Raw genomic sequence first — 17,138 nt, forward strand, 5'->3', positions numbered from 1 at the left:
CGGAGAGGGAGCCTTGCCTCCCTCCTTGAGGGAAGTGGCACGCCGTCAGGCGTGACGGAAGGAGTTTTCACTCGATCTCTCCGCTGCACACCATAGCCACAGCCTTGGGCAGCAGCTTCCACTCGGCCTGCTCCATCACACGCTTCTGCAACACCTCGGGGGTGTCGCCGGGCAGGATGTCCACGGCCTTCTGCAGCAGGATGGGCCCGCCGTCGCACTCTTCGTTCACGAAGTGGACGGTGGCACCGGTCACCTTGCAGCCCCGGGCCAGAGCCGCCTCATGCGGATGCAGGCCGTACATGCCGGGCCCGCAGAAAGACGGGATGAGTGCCGGGTGCACATTCAGGATGCGGCGGGGATATGCTTCAATGACACTGGGCCCCAGCACGGACAGAAAGCCTGCCAGCACCACCAGATCGATGTTGTGGTCTTTCAACGTTTTCAGCAGAGCTGCGTCAAAATCCTCACTACTGGCGTAATCCTTGCGGCGCACCACGCAGCCTTCCACACCGGCCTTTGCGGCCCGTTCCAGCGCATAGACACCGGGCTTGGAGGCCACCACAAGGGTGATCCTGCCGTTGGGGTTCTCGCCTCGGGCTTCGCTGTCCAGCAGAGCCTGCAGGTTGGTGCCGCCGCCGGAGACTAAAACTGCAATGTTCAGCACAGCTCCACGCCCTCGCCTTCTGCAATGACGCCCAGACGGTAAGCTTCCGGCTCACCGTTTGCGTGCAGGATCTCCAGCGCCTTGTCGGCCTGCTCTGCGGGGACGGTGAGCACCATGCCAACGCCCATGTTGAAGGTGTTGAACATATCGTGCTCGGAGATATTGCCGGTCTTCTGCATCAGCTGGAACAGAGCCGGGGTGCGGACATCTGCCTTGTTGATGCGTGCGCAGCAGCCCTTTTTCAGGCTGCGGGGAATGTTCTCGTAGAAGCCGCCGCCGGTGATGTGGGAAATGCCCTTCACATCCACCTCTTCCAGCACCTTGAGCACAGGCTTGACGTAGATCTTGGTGGGAGCCAGCAGGGCCTCGCCCAGCGTCTTGCCGCCCAGCTCTGCAGGGGCAGTGTGCAGCACATCGGGGTTTGCGTCAATGTCAAAGATCTTGCGCACCAGCGAGAAACCGTTGGAGTGCACACCGGTGGAAGGCAGGGCAAGGATCACATCACCGGCTGCCATGGTCTCATTGCTCAGGATCTTTTCCTTATCCACAACGCCCACGGTGAAACCGGCCAGATCGTACTCCTCCTCCGGCATCATGCCCGGATGCTCGGCAGTCTCGCCGCCCACCAGAGAGCAGTCGGCCTGCACGCAGCCCTCAGCCACACCCTTGACGATCTCTGCGATCTTCTCGGGAATGTTGCGGCCGCAGGCGATGTAATCCAGGAACACCAGCGGCTTTGCACCGGCGCAGATGACATCGTTCACGCACATAGCCACGCAGTCGATGCCGATGGTATCGTGCTTGTCCATGATCATGGCAATTTTCAGCTTGGTGCCCACGCCGTCGGTGCCGGAGATCAGCACCGGGTGCTTGTAGCCGGTGCAGTCCAGCTCAAACAGGCCACCAAAGCCGCCCAGACCGCCAATGCAGTGCTCGTTCATGGTGCGGGCCACATACTGCTTCATCAGTTCAACAGAGCGATAACCGGCGGTGATATCCACACCGGCGGCTGCATAGCTTTCAGAATAGCTTTTTTCCATGGTCTTACTCTCCTAACTTTTTCTCGTCCTTGGGACGGTCGTTCAGGTGGCGTTCGTGAATATCAGTGGAAAGCACCTCGTCCGGCTTCACGGCATATTCGCCGGTAAAGCAGGCGGTGCAGAATCCGCATTTTGCGTTCTTTGCAAGCTGGACAACATGCTCAGTGGAAAGGTAGCCCAGCGTATCGGCCCCGATCACTTCATTGATCTGCTCGACCGTGCGGCCGGTGGCCACCAGCAGTTTCTGATCCGGGATGTCAGTGCCGAAGTAGCAGGGGTACTTGAACGGCGGTGCCGACACCATAAAGTGCACCTCGGTGGCACCGGCGTCCCGCAGCAGCTTGATGATGCGGGCAGATGTGGTGCCGCGCACGATGGAGTCATCCACCAGCACCACGCGCTTGCCCTTGACCGTGCTGGAAACGACGTTCAGCTTGATGCGCACGCTGTTCTCGCGCTGCTTCTGGCTGCCCTGAATGAAGGTGCGGCCGATGTACTTATTCTTAATAAAGCCGATGCCATAGGGGATGCCGCTCTCCTGTGAGTAGCCGAGCGCTGCATCCAGACCGGAATCCGGCACGCCGATGACCACGTCCGCTTCCACGGGGTGTTCCTGTGCAAGGAACCGGCCGGCCTGCTTGCGGGCCTCGTGCACCGAGCTGCCCTCGATGATGCTGTCCGGGCGGGAGAAATAGATGAATTCGAACACGCACATCTGGGTGTCCGGCCGACCGCAGTGATCCTTGATGCTGCGCAGCTCGCCGGTTTTTGCGTCTGCCACCACGATCTCGCCGGGCTCCACGTCCCGCAGCAGGGTGGCACCGGCAGCGTCCAGTGCACAGCTCTCGCTGGCAAACACATAGCCGCCGCCGGGCAGAGTGCCGATGCACAGGGGCCGGTAGCCGCGGGGGTCACGCACCGCAATGAGTTTGGTGGCCGACATGATCACCAGACTGTAGGCACCCTCCAGCACATCCATCGTCTTGCTGATGGCGGTCTCGATGCTGCCCATGCGCAGGCGGTTGCGGGTGATCAGGTAGCAGATCACCTCGGTATCGGAGGAGCCGTGGAAGATGGCGCCTTCATTTTCCAGCTGGCGGCGCAGCTCGATGGCGTTGGTCAGGTTGCCGTTGTGGCACAGTGCCATGGTGCCGCGGCCATGGCGCACGATCATGGGCTGTGCATTGGCGCGCACACGGCTGCCTGCCGTGGCGTAGCGCACGTGACCGGTAGCCATGTGCGCATTGGGGTTTGCCAGACTTGCCAGCACCGCCGGGGTGAACACCTCGTTCACAAGGCCGAGGTCGCGGTGGCCGACAATGACGCCATCATCGTTCACGGCGATGCCGCAGCTCTCCTGACCACGGTGCTGCAGGGCATACAGAGCCGAGTAGGCCGCAGCGGCCACATCCTCGGTACCGGCACGGTCGTAAATGCCGAAAACGCCGCATTCTTCGTGCAGCGGATATGCAAAATCAGACATTGGTTCTCCTTTACAGCTGGGCGATCTCAGCCTGCAGCTTTTCCTCTTTGGCAGCGATCTGTGCGGCCATGGCGGTGCGCTCTGCTGCCAGCTTTTCGGCCAGAGCGTCGTCACTCAAAGCCAGAATTTCCGCAGCCAGCCATGCGGCGTTCTTGGCACCGTTCAGAGCCACCGTTGCCACCGGGATGCCGCTGGGCATCTGCACCGTGGCAAGCAGGGCATCCATGCCGTCCATGGCACCGCCCTTCATGGGAATGCCGATCACCGGCAGGGTGGTGTTGGCAGCAAAGGCACCCGCCAGATGTGCTGCCATGCCTGCTGCGCACAGGATCACGCCGAAGCCGTTGGCACGGGCGCTTTTGGCAAACTCCGCTGCCTCGGCAGGGGTGCGGTGTGCCGAAAGGATGTGCGCCTCAAAAGGGATGTCCAGCGCTTTCAGCTGGGCACATGCGCCCTTTACCACCGGCCAATCGCTGTCAGAACCCATGATCACAGCCACTTTACGAACCATATCCAAACCTCTCTTTCTCAACCGACAAACAAAAAAGGCTGCGGTACACCCGTACCACGGCCTTTAATTCTGCGTATGCTCTCCCGACGCTTTGCACAAAGTTGCACGATGCCCCTGACATGCCCGAATGTTGTTTCGACCCATGAGACCCGGCAGCATCTTCATCATTGAAGTTCTCCTCCGCAGTTCCTTGTGCTTGCGTTTTCAGGCGGCGGAAAGGCCCTTTCTGCGGGCCGCCGTCCCTGTACTACATACAGTTTACGGCAAAAAAACATCTTTGAAAAGAGTGTTCCCACAAATTCTACCTTGTGTTTTCATGCCGTCAAAAAACTTTCAAAAGTTTTGTGCAGTTTCGACATTGTTTTTCTTTTTAAGTATGACTTATAGTTTAAGTATATTTTATGTAAATAGGACGCGTTAACTTTTTGTACAATAGACGGACTTTTTTAAAAAATAATTTTTGCTGTAATTGCCCGTGCAGCGCGGATGAGGTCCGCCGGGGCACAGCACACCTGCGTGCCGATGCGCCCGCCGGAGACATAGACCTTCTCCTGCGTCAGCACGCTCTCATCGAACACAGTCTTATACTGCTTTTTCATGCCTACCGGGCTGCAGCCACCGCGCACATAGCCGGTGACCTTGTTGATATCGGCCACATGGATCATGGCAACGCTTTTTTCGCCCACACTGCGGGCAGCGGCTTTCAGATCCAGCTCTGCTGCCACCGGAATGACGAACACAAAATAGTTTTTGCTATTGCCCTGCGTCACCAGCGTCTTATACACGCAGGCAGGGTCTTCGCCCATGCTGCCTGCCACATCCACACCTGCCACGGCAACGCCCTCTTCATGAGCGTACTCGTGGGCGGTGTAGGGCACCTTCTCGCGCTCCAGAATGCGCATGGCATTGGTTTTTGCTTCTTTTCCCATTGTAGTATTCCCCTTTATATTTAGCTGGTTCTATTCTTAAGTATGATGGCATTGGGTCAGCGTCCTCGCCCTCTCCGTCATTGCTAACGCAATGCCACCTCTCCCAAAGTGAGAGGCTTTGGCAATCCACGCAAAGTTTCCGTTTTTGCCAAGGGCTCCCCCTTTGGGGGAGCTGCTGAGCGCAAGCGAAGCTGAGAGGGCGAGCCTGCTTTTCCTTTTCCTGCCCCCATTCTACCACTTTCTTCAAAAAAATTCAAAATTCTCTTGACTTCAGTTTCCTGAAGTGATATCATAGCGTCACACACTTCAGAACCCTGAAGTTTGACACTGCAAGCTGCGGCAAAGGAGCCGGTCTCCCTCGCCGTTTCACACGATAAGGCAAAGGAGACAAAGCACTATGATCATCGTACTCAAACAGGACGCACCTGATGTACAGGTACGCGAGTTCTGCCACGAACTGCAGGATATGGGCCTGCAGATCAACGATTCCAAGGGCAGTGAGAGCCACATTCTGGGCCTGATCGGCGACACCAAGGCCGTGGCCGAGAGCTGGGTGCTGGCAAACCCAGTGGTGGAGACCTGCCGCCGCGTGACCGAGCCTTATAAGAAGGCCAACCGCAAGTTCCACCCGGACGACAGCGTGATCGATGTGGACGGCGTAAAGATCGGCGGCGGAAACTTTGCGGTCATTGCCGGCCCCTGCAGCATTGAGAGCGAGGAGCAGATCACCTACTGCGCACAGCGCGTGAAGGCTGCGGGTGCTTCCCTGCTGCGCGGCGGCGCATTCAAGCCCCGCACCTCGCCCTACTCCTTTCAGGGTATGCGCAGCGAGGGCCTCGACCTGCTCAAGCTGGCACGCCGCGCCACCGGTGCTCCCATCGTGACCGAGATCATGAACACCGAGCACCTGCCCCTGTTCGAGAATGTGGACCTCATTCAGGTGGGTGCCCGCAACATGCAGAACTTTGAGCTGCTCAAGGCCGTCGGCCGTCAGAAGAAGCCGGTGCTGCTCAAGCGCGGCCTTGCCAATACGCTGGAAGAGTTCGTGATGAGCGCCGAGTACATCATGGCCGAGGGCAACGAGAACGTCATCCTCTGCGAGCGCGGCATCCGCACCTTTGAGACCAGCATGCGCAACACCCTCGACCTTGCCGGTGTGGTGATGCTGCACAAGATGACCCACCTGCCCGTTATTGTGGATCCCAGCCATGCCTGCGGCCACGCATGGATGGTGCCGGATCTGGCAAAGGCCGCTGTTGCTGCCGGTGCCGACGGCCTGATGATCGAGGTGCACAACAACCCCGCCAAGGCAAAGTGCGATGGTGCCCAGAGCCTGACCCCGACCAGTTCGACGAGCTGATGCAGTTCATCGGCAAAGAGGTGGAGTTCTTTGGCAAAAAGCTGAACTGATGATTTGAAAGATCCTCCGCTTCGCTCTGGATATATTCAGCGGAAAGAATATTTTTGATATTGCAAACAAGCCAGACCTGCGGGTCTGGCTTGTTTGCTTTTTCACGGGAGGGTTCGTGGATATAAACTGCATCTTCCGGTTCTGCCCCTTTTCCTGTGAAAAAACAACCCCGGGGCGCTTGCGGTCACCCCGGGGTTGTTACAAGAATGATCTACTTTTCAGGAGATCAGGCTCTTTTCCTTGGCCTTATCCCAGACAAGGCAGGTTTGGAGCTTGGTCACATAGCGATAGGGGCGGAACTCGTTTTCCTTCACATCGTCCATCAGACCCTGCTCTTCCATCCAGCTGGCAGCCTGCCGCAGATGAAGGTCGGCGTCATCGATGTCGCTGAAGCTCTTCACCGTCTGCGGTTCCGGGCAGCCGGCCTTTTCCCAGATCAGGGTCGCCAGACCGGCGCGGTTGGAGGGCATGGGGACGCCGGGCATATTCAGCACGCGATAGATGCCGGTTCCGGTTTCGTAAATGCCCCACACGGCTGCACCGGTCAGCGCAACAGCCGCAATGCCGGCCACCACATCGCTGCCGCCGCCGCCGGGATTGACAGGGTCAACATTTCCACCCTGATACAGCGCTTCGACGGTCACGTTGCAACCGGGCATCTTAAAGTGTGCGGTCTGATCATCGCCCAGATCCAGCTCTTTGCCATCGTCACGCACGGCGCTCCAGCCGAGGAACTCTGCGCCCTCTGCGCCCTCCGGGAGGTTTGCCGTCACGGTCACGAGGGTGTTTTCCGGCACAACGGTGGCAGTATCCAGCTCCTGCTCCCCGGCACCGAGGTCAGCGGTTGCCTTCGCATTTACAGCGTTGACGATGTTGCCGTTGGCATCTGCCAGATAGCGGTATTCCTTGCCATCATCGCCGCGCTTATAGCCGATGATGTAGTGGGGATCCACGCTGATGAGTTTCAGCTTGTTCTGATAGCTGAGATCCTCGTTTTCCAGCGTGATATGACGGCCGAGGCTTGGATCGTCGGTCAGGATCGTTGCCGTACCGGTAAAGGTCTTTTTGATGTTGATCGTCTGACCGGCACCCAGATGGATATTGCTTTGGGTGTTGTTCTCAAAGGCCGCGTTCTTCAGGGTCACTTCGGAACTGCCAAGGTCCGCCAGACGGATGCCGTCTTTTCCGCCCTTGATGGTGCCGCCGTTGATCTGTGTATCGCCGAAATCGCCGTTGCAGTCAATGACCGTGCCTTCCGCATTCGAGGTAGCCACCGTGCCGCCGTTCATGCGCAGGCCGCCGCGGTTTTTGATGGTGCAGTCGGCATCCGAGGTAATGGTGCCGTCGTTGATCTCCACCCGGCCCCAGTTGTTTTGGATGCAGCTGATACCCACCGACTCAAGAACGCCGTCTGTTGTGGTGCCATTATTGATTGTTAAATAACCAGAATTCACAATGCAGTTTCGTCCGGTAGTTTTGTAGTTTCCTCCATTGATTTTCAGAATCGCACCAGAACTGTTAGTAATTGCAGGAGACGACATACCTCCATCAACTTCTGTAATCACCGAAACATCCGTCAGTGTCATGTGCCCAGCATTTTGGAATACATAAGTATGGTCTGCTATCGTCTTAGTATACTTTCCGCCATTAACGACTACTGTACTGGTACCTCCAGTCGTCACAGCATATCCACTCGTCGTAGTCACGTCAACATTGTTCAGGGTAAGATGATTGTTCGTTCCAAAAAGCATGATAAAGTTTCGAAGAGGTGTTATATAAGTACCCCCATTTACAACAGCATTGCTCGAATTGTAAAGATCCATAAAATGATGTCCGCTCAGATTCACCGTGTGACCATCATTTTCAATCGTCACCAGCTTTGCATGCTCGACATCTATGAAAATCGTATTAGTCTGTGTAAAAGTAACTTCACCAGTAATGCGAATCGTCACTTCATCCGTGGTATCATCCTTGGTATCGATCTCAATACCGCCGGTATAAATTCCTTCCGGGATCTCGTAATCACCGCCCTTGGTGATTTTCATGCCCGTAGTGGGGATCGTCGTGGCCGTTTCCGCATTTTCCTGCGCAGTTACGCCATTTTCAGGCGTACCCCCCCAGAGCAAGTGCATTGACCGGAAGGACAGATGTCATCATGCATGCCGCAAGCACTGCACTGATGAACCGCATCTTCTGTTTTTTCATCCTCAAAACCTCTGCTTTCTGTTAAATTTCTAAGACTTATGTCTTGCATTTTTAGTATAGCACCTCTATTTTCTGCATACAATCTTCACCTGCACTGAAATTTGCCTTGTAATTTCTTCTAATTTTTGTTGCCTTTGCTCGAAATTCTCCGAAACTTTTCCCGGTAGTACCGGCCCCCCGGCATTCCATTTTTTGCGTATTTGTGTTATACTATAGTGTATTTGCAATCCACCCTGAAATGAGGTTTTTTTATGAAAGCACATATCGCACGCAACCAGAACGCCGGTGTCCCGCTGGTTCTGGGCTGGAACCTTTCCCCGCCGACCGCGGCAAGCTGGAAGGCATGGCTCCTGCCTTTGGCATGAAGGTGCTGCTCGTCTCCCCTGCCGATGCGGGCAAGACCGTGGCCCAGCTGCTGGGCGAGGTGGAGACCAAGGCCGCCCGCACGCTGGTGCTGGAACCGGGTGCCTACCCGCCGGCAGTGGTTCTGGCCAACTTCAAGGAGAAGGATGTGGACACCCTGCTGGATCTGATGAAGCAGGCACAGGTCACCATTCCGCTCAAGGCCGTTGTGACTCCCTCCAACCGCAGCTGGGTGTTCGGCGATCTGCTGGCCCACCTGCAGGAGGAGCACGCCGCCTTTACCGCCGCAAAGGAGAACCACACCGTATGAAGACCCGCGCAAAACGTTTCGTCAGCGCCCTGCTGGCCGGGGTGCTCTGCCTGAGCCTGCTGGCAGGCTGTGCCTCCAAAAAGAAAGAGCTTACCCGCTATTCCACCGTTTTTTATGATGTGTTCGATACCGTAACGCAGGTGATCGCCTACTGCGAGAGCGAGGAAGAGTTCAACACCCAGATGGATGCCCTGCACGCAGACCTTATTACCTATAACCAGCTGTATGATATCTACAACGATTACCCCGGCGTGACCAACGTCAAGACCATCAACGACAATGCCGGCAGCGCTCCGGTGGAGGTGGACGACCGCATCCTCTCCATGCTGGAGCTGGCCGACCAGATGTACCAGACCACCAACGGCAAGCTGAACATTGCCATGGGCAGCGTGCTGAATATCTGGCACAATTACCGCGAAGCTGCCGAAGCCGCCGAGACGGATGCCGACAACAAGCTGCCCACCATGGAAGAGCTGGAAGCAGCCGCCCAGCACTGTGATATCAACAACGTGATCATCGACGCGGATGCCCAGACCGTTTATCTGGCCGACCCGGAAATGTTGCTGGATGTGGGCAGCGTGGGCAAGGGCTACGCCGTGGAAATGGTGTGTCAGGCTGCCGAGGCCCGCGGCCTGACCAGCGCTCTGGTGAGCGTGGGCGGCAACCTGCGCGCCATTGGTGTAAAACCGGACGGCAGCCAGTGGACCGGCGGCGTGGAAAACCCGTGGAGCTCTTCGGATGTATACACCTCGGATTCCATGCTGGACGGTGCCATCAACATGAGCGATATGGCCCTTGTGACCAGCGGCGACTACCAGCGCTACTACGTGGTGGACGGCAAGCGCTACCACCACCTGATCGACCCGGACACCCTGTTCCCCGCCGCCTACTTTAACGGCGTGACCGTGCTGTGCAGCGACTCCGGCCTTGCCGACTGCCTGACCACCGGCCTGTTCTGCCAGCCGCTGGAGGACGGGATGAAGATCGTGGAAAGTCTGGACGGCGTGGAAGCCATGTGGTGCACACCGGATCAGCAGGTCATCACCTCTTCCGGCTGGGATTCCCATTTGAAAAAATAACCCTTAAAACGGCAAAAGGCCGACGCAGTGCTGCGTCGGCCTTTTGCTGTTTTATCAGATGGTGAACTGCACCACACAGAATGCCGCGTAGATGCACAGCAGCGCAATGCCCTGCGGGCGGCTCAGCTTGCCCTTGAAGAGAGCGGGCAGGGTGAGCAGCAGCATCACGGCGAACATGACCGGGAACTCCAGCACCAGCGATGCATTGTGGCCGAAGAGCATGGAGTTCTGCGGAATGCTAAAGGGTGCCACCGTGGCGGAAACACCGCTCACCAGCACCAGATTGAACACGTTTGCACCAATGACATTGCCCAGCGAAAGTGCACCGTGGCCCTTTGCCAGCGAGGTGATGGCCGTTACCAGCTCCGGCAGCGAGGTGCCCAGTGCCACAAAGGTGAGCGCGATCACCGACTCCGGCACGCCCAGTGCCTGTGCGATCAGGGTGCCGTTGTCCACCAGCAGGTTGGCACCCACGGCAATGAGCACAGCGCCCACGGCCAGCAGGCCCAGCTCCTTGGCAAAGGATGCATTTTCTTCCGGTTCTTCCTCTTCTTCCGGGGCGGGGGCGTTCTTCATGGCCATCACGTTGCAGATGATATACGCTGCGAACATGGCCAGAAGAATCAGGCCCACCGGGCGGGAGAAGTAGCCGGTGGTGTAGGCCACACCGGCATAGAAGGCCGCTGCCACAAAGAAGAACAGCACCGGCGTGCGCAGGCTCTTGGGGTCTACCTTCCCCGGCTTTACCGCAATGGTGAGGGCCGCAATGAGCGATGCATTGCAGATGATCGAACCGATGGCGTTGCCGTAGGCGATCTCGCCGTGGCCGGTAAAGGCCGAGGTGGTGGAGACCATCACCTCCGGCAGGGTGGTGCCAATGGACACCACGGTGGCACCGATGAGCAGCTCCGGCACATGGAAGCGGCGGGCAATGCCCGTGGCACCATCCACGAACCAGTCACCGCCCTTGATGAGGCACAGCAGGCCCACGATGAACAGCAAAACAGGAATGAGCATAGTTTTCTCCTTTTGTTTTTGGCAGAGCAGCAATAAAAAAGAGGCCTTTATTACATCCTGCCCAAAAACGGGAAAGTGTAATAAAAGTCTCAAGCTTCCGGTGACACAGCGGGCATTTCTGCCGGGATGTCGCTGCGCCACAGCGCACCGTTTTTGCAAAACGAGCGCCCTTTACTCCCTTTTATCCGAAAAATATTATACCGGTTTTTGCACCAAAGTGCAAGAGGAGCGTTGAAATTTCATCCGGCCTTGGCTACTTTCTTCGCGTTGGGATAAATACGCTCCATGCGGGCATCGTCAAAATGCGCATCCAGCAGCATATCGATGCTGCTTTTGGGCGCTTCACCGCTGGTGCGGGCATCGTAGCGGGCAAGGGCCAGCGCACTGGTGAGCATGTTCACCGCCATGAACACTGCCAGCAGGGCGGTCATCCATGGGCGGACGCGGCTGCGCACCTTCTCCATGCCTCTGAGCACCAGCGGATAGCCGTAGCGCATCCATATCACCGCCGCAATGCCCCAGAAAAAGCAGTACAGCAGGTTGATGCGCCCGCCCAGATTGAACTTGAACTTGCTGTAGTCCCAGAACACGGTGCCGAACAGCAGCTCGGTGACGGCGCTGCACACGTATTCGTACACACCGCCCATGACGGTGCCGAAGGCGAACAGATAGCGGTCGCTCCGGTCCTTTTCCTGACGCAGCAGCACCGTTGCCAGCACCAGCGCCAGACCCCACACCACGCTGAACGGCCCCCAGACCAGACTGGAGCGGCTCATCCAGACCCCGGCGGTCACGCGGCAGAACACCGTCTCCACCATGTCGCCCAGAAACGCGCCGATCACGAACAGCCACAGCAGATCGGACACGCTGAGGAAGTTCTTTTCCCCCTTCCGGAGCGCAGTCTGCTCCTGCCGGGCCGCAGCCGGGTAAGCATACTGGATGCGTTTTTCAATGTAAAGCACGATCCTGCGGCGCAGCGTATCCGACCGCTCCCCCAGTCTCTGGTTGAGCTGCTCCAGCATCGGGTGCCGGGCCGCATACTGCTGCACCAGCACCGCCGAACCGATCTGGTCCAGCACCGCCACCGTCAGCGAGACCCATACTGCCGGGCGCAGCAGCCAGGCCGGGATATGCGCACACAGCTGCAGCAGCACATTATTGCCCCACAGCACACTTGCCGTGCCCAGCGCACCCCACAGCAGCGAATACTGCAGGCACACATAGCCGTTCAGATTGAATTTTTTCCGGAATAGTCCCACCACTTGCGGCGGTGCAGGCGTTCCAGCAGCTTGGCGGTGATCCATTCCATCACCGTTGCCGCCATCATACAGGCAAAGAACAGGTAGACCGGCTCGGTGCGCAGGTCGCCGAAACTCACGGCCAGCAGCACGCCGGTGGTACCGTAGATAAAGCAGAACGGGCCTGCCGCCGCACCGCGGTTGGCAAACCTTCCGCCCCGGATGGTCGCGACTACCGTCTCAGCCACCCAGCCCAGAAAGGAATATACAAGATAAATAACACTCAGAGTATAGAAGTTCAGCGTCATAAGGTTCCTTTCGCTTCCAGTTTTTTCTTACTGCATTGATTGTACCCGTTTTGGGCGCTGTGTACAAGAGCCGTGCAGAAATTTTGTCACTCTGCGACGCGGCAGGCTCTCCGGGCATCTCTGAAAAGACGAAGATCCAGCCTGTTGCTTTGTTTTCAGATACATCTTAGAAAAAGGCCCTGCCATCCCGAAGGACAGCAGGGCCCAAAATTACAGCTTGAATTTACAGAGCGGAATCACAGCTGGCTCTTATACAGCTCTACGATCTCTTCCACGCTGGTGTCGCGGGGATTGCCGGGACGGCAGGCGTCTGCGAATGCGGACTCGGCGAGGAACTGGATATCCTCTTCCTTCAGGATGCCGTGCAGATTTGCGGGGATGCCCACGTCTGCGCTCAGCTGCTTGACGGCGGCGATGGTGGCGTCAGCGGCTTCCACATCGTTCATCTCATCGATGCCCACAACGCCCATGGCCTTGCCCACGGCGCGGTAGCGCTCACCGGCAACGCTCTTGTTGTACTCCAGACCCACCGGCAGCAGGATGGCGCAGGCCACACCGTGCGGGGTGTCGTACAGAGCGGACAGGCCGTGTGCCATGGAGTGCACGATGCCCAAACCCACATTGGAGAAGCCCATGCCGGCGATGTACTGGCCCAGAGCCATACCCTCGCGGCCTTCCGGGGTGTTCTGCACTGCGCCGCGCAGGCTCTGGCTGATGAGCTTGATGGCTTCCAGATGGAACATATCGGAGATGACACAGTGGCCCTTGGTGATGTAGCCCTCGATGGCGTGGGTCAGAGCGTCCATGCCGGTGGCGGCGGTCAGGCCCTTGGGCATGGAGGACATCATATCGGGGTCAACCACGGCGATCTCGGGGATATCGTTGGTATCCACGCAGACGAACTTGCGCTTCTTCTCCACATCGGTGATGACGTAGTTGATGGTGACCTCGGCAGCAGTGCCGGCAGTGGTGGGAACAGCGATGGTGAACACAGCGTGCTTCTTGGTGGGAGCAACACCTTCCAGAGAGCGGACATCCGCAAACTCGGGGTTGTTGATGATGATGCCGATGGCCTTTGCGGTATCCATGGAGGAGCCGCCGCCGATGGTCACGATGCAGTCAGCTTCAGCAGCCTTGAAAGCGGCCACGCCGTCCTGCACGTTGGCGATGGTGGGGTTGGGCTTGATCTCGCTGTAAACAGCATAGGCAAAGTTTGCAGCATCCAGCAGATCGGTGACCTTCTTGGTGACGCCGAACTTGATCAGGTCGGGGTCAGAGCAGACGAATGCCTTCTTGTAGCCGCGGGCGGTCAGTTCGGGAACGATGTTCTCAATGGCACCGTGGCCATGGTAGGAGATGGTATTCAGAACGATGCGGTCAGCCATAGTTATTTTTCCTCCAAATCTCTTTTCCGCCGCTTTCCGGGCGGAGCTCTCTGTTTTTCAGCATAGCACATTGTCAAAAGCTTTGCAATGTGAAATTGTTTGAATTTATTGTAAATTTTTATCAATGTGCAGTGTTTTATGGGCACTTTTTCAAATTTCCCACAGTTTTATGGTGTTTTTTCTTTTTCCCCTTGACAAACAGAGCAAATCGTGTATTATTGTATCAAGCGCTTAATACAACAAGACAAGGAGATGATACCATGGGCGAACAGTTTGATGCCAGCCGCCCGATCTATGCACAGCTTGTGGAACGGCTGAAGGCCCGGATCCTGGCCGGCACCTACCCGCCGGGCGGGCATCTGGATTCGGTGCGTGATCTGGCCGCAGCCGCCGGGGTGAACCCAAACACGATGCAGCGGGCCCTTGCCCAGCTGGAGACGGAAGGGCTGGTGCGCACCGAACGCACCGCAGGCCGCTATGTTACGGAGGATACTGCATTGATCGAACAGCTTCGCGCCGACACCGCCCGGACGCTGGCGTCGGATTTTCTGGAAAAGATGCGCGGCATCGGCTACAGTCCCGCACAGGCGGCCGCGCTTTTGGAACACTGGGACGCAAAGGAGGACCGCAATGAATGAACTTTTGAGCTGTGAAGCACTGACCAAGTGCTACCAGAAGGATAAGACCGCACTGGAAAATGTAGACCTGCACATCGGCTTTGGCCGCATCGTGGGGCTGCTTGGCCCCAACGGCAGCGGCAAGACCACCCTCATCAAGCTGGCGAACGGTCTGCTGCAGCCCAGTGCAGGCAGCATCCGGATCGCCGGCATGACCCCCGGGCCGGACACCAAAGCCATCGTGTCCTATCTGCCGGACGCCGACTGGCTGCCGGACTGGATGCGTGTGGAGCAGCTGGTGGAAATGTTCCACGAATTTTATGCCGATTTTGACCCCGCTAAGGCAAACGAAATGCTGGCCCGGCTGGAACTGGAACCGAAGGCGCGGCTCAAGACCCTCTCCAAGGGCAGCAAGGAAAAGGTGCAGCTGATCCTTGCCATGAGCCGCGCCGCAAAGCTCTACCTGCTGGATGAGCCCATTGGCGGCGTGGACCCTGCCGCCCGGGACTATATCCTGAGCACCATCCTGAACAACTACAGCCGGGATGCGACCGTCATTCTTTCCACCCACCTCATCGGCGATATCGAGCCCATTCTGGACGAAGCCGTCTTTTTGAAGGATGGCCGGGTGTTCGCCCACCGCAATGCCGAAGAGCTGCGCGAGACCGAGGGCATGAGCGTGGATGCATATTTCCGGGAGGTATTCAAATGCTGAAACAGCTGTTAAAATATGAATTCAAGGCCACCGGCCGCACCTACGGCGGGCTGTATCTGGCCCTTGTTGCGCTGGCAGTGCTGAGCGGCTTTTCCCTGCGCAGCTCTTCCAAGGACGACTTTGCATCTCTGCTGCTGTTCGCCTACATGGTCGTAGCCGTCGCGGTGGCAGTGGTGTCTGTGATGACCATTGTGACCCGCTTCACCCGCAATCTGCTGGGCCGCGAGGGCTACCTGATGCACACCCTGCCGGTGACGGAAAGCCAGCTCATCCTTTCCAAGCTGATCTCCAGCGTGGTGTGGATGCTTTGCAGCAGCATCGTGGGTATTTTCTCCTTTGCGGCGATGCTGCTGGCTCTGTCTCTGAACAGCGCGGCCCTGCAGCAGCTGCCGGAGCTGTGGCAGAAAGTGGTAGAGATCTTCCGAGAGATCTTCCGCATGACCGGCAGCTCCGGGTGGCTCTGGCTGATCTTTGAAACGCTGAATGGGCTGGTGGCACTGGTGTCCAGCATCCTGTGCATCTATGCCGCATGCATGATCGGCCACCAGTTCAAAAAGCACATGGTCCCGGCCGGTATTCTGGCATTTTTCCTGCTGTCCTTCCTGCAGAACTGGCTGAGCTCCGGTGTCAGCAGTGCCGACATGCTGCAGGCTGTTTCCGATCCCACCCTTGGCGGTGTAGATGTTTCCATCGCTGCGCCCAGTGCGTTCACCACCCTGTTCGGGCTGGCGGTCAGCATTGCCTTTGCCGCAGGGTACTTTCTGCTGACCCGCTGGCTGATGGAGCATAAGCTGGATCTGGAATGATCTTAATGTCCTCCGCTTTCGCTCTGGGCATTTTCAGCGAAACTACTTCTTAATTGCAATTTGTAAAAGGCCGAACCATAAACTTCATCTGATACAAAAAACATCTGCAAGCTGCCCCATTCCGGGCAAAGCTTGCAGATGTTTTTCTTGTTATAAAGTGTTCAGCACTCGTCGTACTGCTTTTTCAGGTAGTTCAGGCATTCCACCGCGTTTTCCGGGGTGGTGTTCTCCAGCGTTGCAAAGATATAGGGCTTTTCCTGCTTTGCAAAGCGCAGGATGGTGCGGTAGTCCTCCATACCGCCCTGTCCTGCACCCGTAGCAGCCAGCTGGCCGCCCGCATCCTTGCGCAGGAAATCCTTAAAGTGGATCATGGCGATGTCCTTGCCCAGAAGCTCGATGGCCTCGGCGAACACTTCTTCGCGGCGGTCCACATTTTCCATGTTCAGCAGGTTGACGGGGTCGAACAGGATCTGCAGGTTCGGGCTGCCGATCTCGTCCAGCACGGTGCGGGCGCGTCTGGCATCGTACACGATGTGCTTGACCACCGGCTCAATGGCAATGGTCACGCCGTACTGCTCGGCGCAGCGCACCACCGGCTTGAAGTTCTTGATAAAGGTAGAAAGGGCTGCATCGCTGCGGCACTCCGGACAGAATTTGTACTCCGCGTTGGGCGCACCGGTCTCGGTGCCCACCATGCCGCAGCCCAGCAGGCTTGCAAAGCGGATGTGCGCATAGTATTTTTCCTGAATGGCGTGCAGGGCATCCGCATCCGGGTGGGCAAGGTTCAGGTAGTTGCCCAGCACGGCAATATCGATGCCGTTTTTCTCAAACAGATGCCGCAGATACAGCGCATAGCCGGGGGTCAGGGCGCTGGGGGTGCAGGGCAGCTCCTTGAAGGATTTGCTCAGAGCCACATGGGCGCAGGTAAAGCCTTTCTGGCGCACCAGCGGCAGCACCTGTTCAACGGGCAGCTTTTCCGCGTCATGCAGACGCAGGCCGAATTGGATCATGGAAAACCTCCTCCTTTCCCGCACAACACGCGGGGTTGCATTGACCT

16 protein-coding genes and 2 pseudogenes are annotated in these 17,138 nt (G+C 57.6%); 7 read left to right on the plus strand and 11 right to left on the minus strand.

Translation table 11 applies throughout. The annotated features are described in order from the left end of the window. Positions 1-67: 67 nt before the first annotated feature. The 5 genes from purN to ybaK all read right to left on the minus strand — a co-directional run bounded on the left by purN (position 68) and on the right by ybaK (position 4,627). Positions 68-664 carry a phosphoribosylglycinamide formyltransferase gene (gene purN / locus PXT33_RS10810; RefSeq protein ID WP_332376524.1) on the minus strand — a complete coding sequence of 199 codons (597 nt, stop codon included), beginning with the start codon at positions 662-664 and terminating at the stop codon, positions 68-70. Then, positions 658-1,704, minus strand: coding sequence for a phosphoribosylformylglycinamidine cyclo-ligase (gene purM, locus PXT33_RS10815; RefSeq protein WP_120081181.1), 1,047 nt, complete (start codon positions 1,702-1,704; stop codon positions 658-660). The genes purN and purM overlap by 7 nt, the downstream gene beginning before the upstream one ends. A gap of 4 nt (positions 1,705-1,708) precedes the next feature. Next, on the minus strand, positions 1,709-3,187 hold the full coding sequence (gene purF / locus PXT33_RS10820) for an amidophosphoribosyltransferase (RefSeq protein WP_332376525.1): 1,479 nt from the start codon (positions 3,185-3,187) through the stop codon (positions 1,709-1,711). Positions 3,188-3,197: 10 nt separating this feature from the next. After that, positions 3,198-3,698, minus strand: a complete 501-nt coding sequence (gene purE / locus PXT33_RS10825; protein WP_097781583.1) for a 5-(carboxyamino)imidazole ribonucleotide mutase — start codon at positions 3,696-3,698, stop codon at positions 3,198-3,200. 446 nt (positions 3,699-4,144) lie between these two features. Beyond that, positions 4,145-4,627: a Cys-tRNA(Pro) deacylase gene (ybaK, locus tag PXT33_RS10830; protein WP_005944468.1), complete on the minus strand. Its 483-nt coding sequence runs from the start codon at positions 4,625-4,627 to the stop codon at positions 4,145-4,147. Between the two features lie 397 nt (positions 4,628-5,024). Between ybaK and aroF the strand changes: the two are divergent. Further along, positions 5,025-6,037, plus strand: a pseudogene (gene aroF, locus PXT33_RS10835) (3-deoxy-7-phosphoheptulonate synthase). A gap of 219 nt (positions 6,038-6,256) precedes the next feature. On the opposite strand, the gene PXT33_RS10840 reads toward aroF, so the two are convergent. Further along, the gene (locus PXT33_RS10840) at positions 6,257-7,492 is read right to left on the minus strand and encodes a hypothetical protein (protein WP_332376527.1); all 1,236 of its coding nucleotides are present in this window, start codon (positions 7,490-7,492) and stop codon (positions 6,257-6,259) included. 396 nt (positions 7,493-7,888) lie between these two features. Between PXT33_RS10840 and PXT33_RS10845 the strand changes: the two genes are divergently transcribed. From PXT33_RS10845 to PXT33_RS10855, 3 genes are all read left to right on the plus strand, one after another. Beyond that, positions 7,889-8,173: a hypothetical protein gene (locus tag PXT33_RS10845; protein WP_347070320.1), complete on the plus strand. Its 285-nt coding sequence runs from the start codon at positions 7,889-7,891 to the stop codon at positions 8,171-8,173. Between the two features lie 413 nt (positions 8,174-8,586). After that, a complete protein-coding gene (locus tag PXT33_RS10850) occupies positions 8,587-8,916 on the plus strand; it encodes a DUF3783 domain-containing protein (protein ID WP_347070321.1) in 330 nt (109 codons plus the stop codon). Beyond that, entirely contained in the window at positions 8,913-9,995 is a 1,083-nt protein-coding gene (locus PXT33_RS10855; protein ID WP_332376529.1) for an FAD:protein FMN transferase, read from the plus strand. Before PXT33_RS10850 ends, PXT33_RS10855 begins: the two co-directional genes overlap by 4 nt. Positions 9,996-10,049: 54 nt before the next feature. Here PXT33_RS10855 and PXT33_RS10860 read toward each other — a convergent pair whose 3' ends face one another. From PXT33_RS10860 to fucO, 4 genes and pseudogenes are all read right to left on the minus strand, one after another. Beyond that, positions 10,050-11,012, minus strand: a complete 963-nt coding sequence (locus tag PXT33_RS10860) for a calcium/sodium antiporter (protein WP_332376530.1) — start codon at positions 11,010-11,012, stop codon at positions 10,050-10,052. Between the two features lie 239 nt (positions 11,013-11,251). Further along, a complete protein-coding gene (locus PXT33_RS10865; protein WP_350339889.1) occupies positions 11,252-12,034 on the minus strand; it encodes a putative ABC transporter permease in 783 nt (260 codons plus the stop codon). A gap of 96 nt (positions 12,035-12,130) precedes the next feature. After that, a pseudogene (locus PXT33_RS10870) lies at positions 12,131-12,558 on the minus strand (putative ABC transporter permease); the annotation flags it as partial. Positions 12,559-12,794: 236 nt separating this feature from the next. Beyond that, a complete protein-coding gene (gene fucO, locus PXT33_RS10875) occupies positions 12,795-13,943 on the minus strand; it encodes a lactaldehyde reductase (RefSeq protein ID WP_097781577.1) in 1,149 nt (382 codons plus the stop codon). Positions 13,944-14,203: 260 nt separating this feature from the next. Here fucO and PXT33_RS10880 point away from each other — a divergent pair, with 260 nt between their 5' ends. Genes PXT33_RS10880 through PXT33_RS10890 form a run of 3 tightly spaced genes read left to right on the plus strand, consistent with a single transcriptional unit; the run spans position 14,204 to position 16,081 of the window. Then, a complete protein-coding gene (locus tag PXT33_RS10880) occupies positions 14,204-14,581 on the plus strand; it encodes a GntR family transcriptional regulator (RefSeq protein WP_005944480.1) in 378 nt (125 codons plus the stop codon). Then, positions 14,574-15,275: an ABC transporter ATP-binding protein gene (locus PXT33_RS10885; protein ID WP_298638654.1), complete on the plus strand. Its 702-nt coding sequence runs from the start codon at positions 14,574-14,576 to the stop codon at positions 15,273-15,275. The genes PXT33_RS10880 and PXT33_RS10885 overlap by 8 nt, the downstream gene beginning before the upstream one ends. Then, positions 15,269-16,081, plus strand: a complete 813-nt coding sequence (locus tag PXT33_RS10890; protein WP_332376533.1) for a hypothetical protein — start codon at positions 15,269-15,271, stop codon at positions 16,079-16,081. Before PXT33_RS10885 ends, PXT33_RS10890 begins: the two co-directional genes overlap by 7 nt. Before the next feature lie 161 nt (positions 16,082-16,242). Here PXT33_RS10890 and PXT33_RS10895 read toward each other — a convergent pair whose 3' ends face one another. After that, positions 16,243-17,091, minus strand: coding sequence for a sugar phosphate isomerase/epimerase (locus PXT33_RS10895; RefSeq protein WP_120120292.1), 849 nt, complete (start codon positions 17,089-17,091; stop codon positions 16,243-16,245). Between the last annotated feature and the right edge of the window lie 47 nt (positions 17,092-17,138).

This window comes from Faecalibacterium taiwanense (genome assembly GCF_036632915.2).
Classification (GTDB): Bacteria; Bacillota; Clostridia; order Oscillospirales; family Ruminococcaceae; genus Faecalibacterium; species Faecalibacterium taiwanense.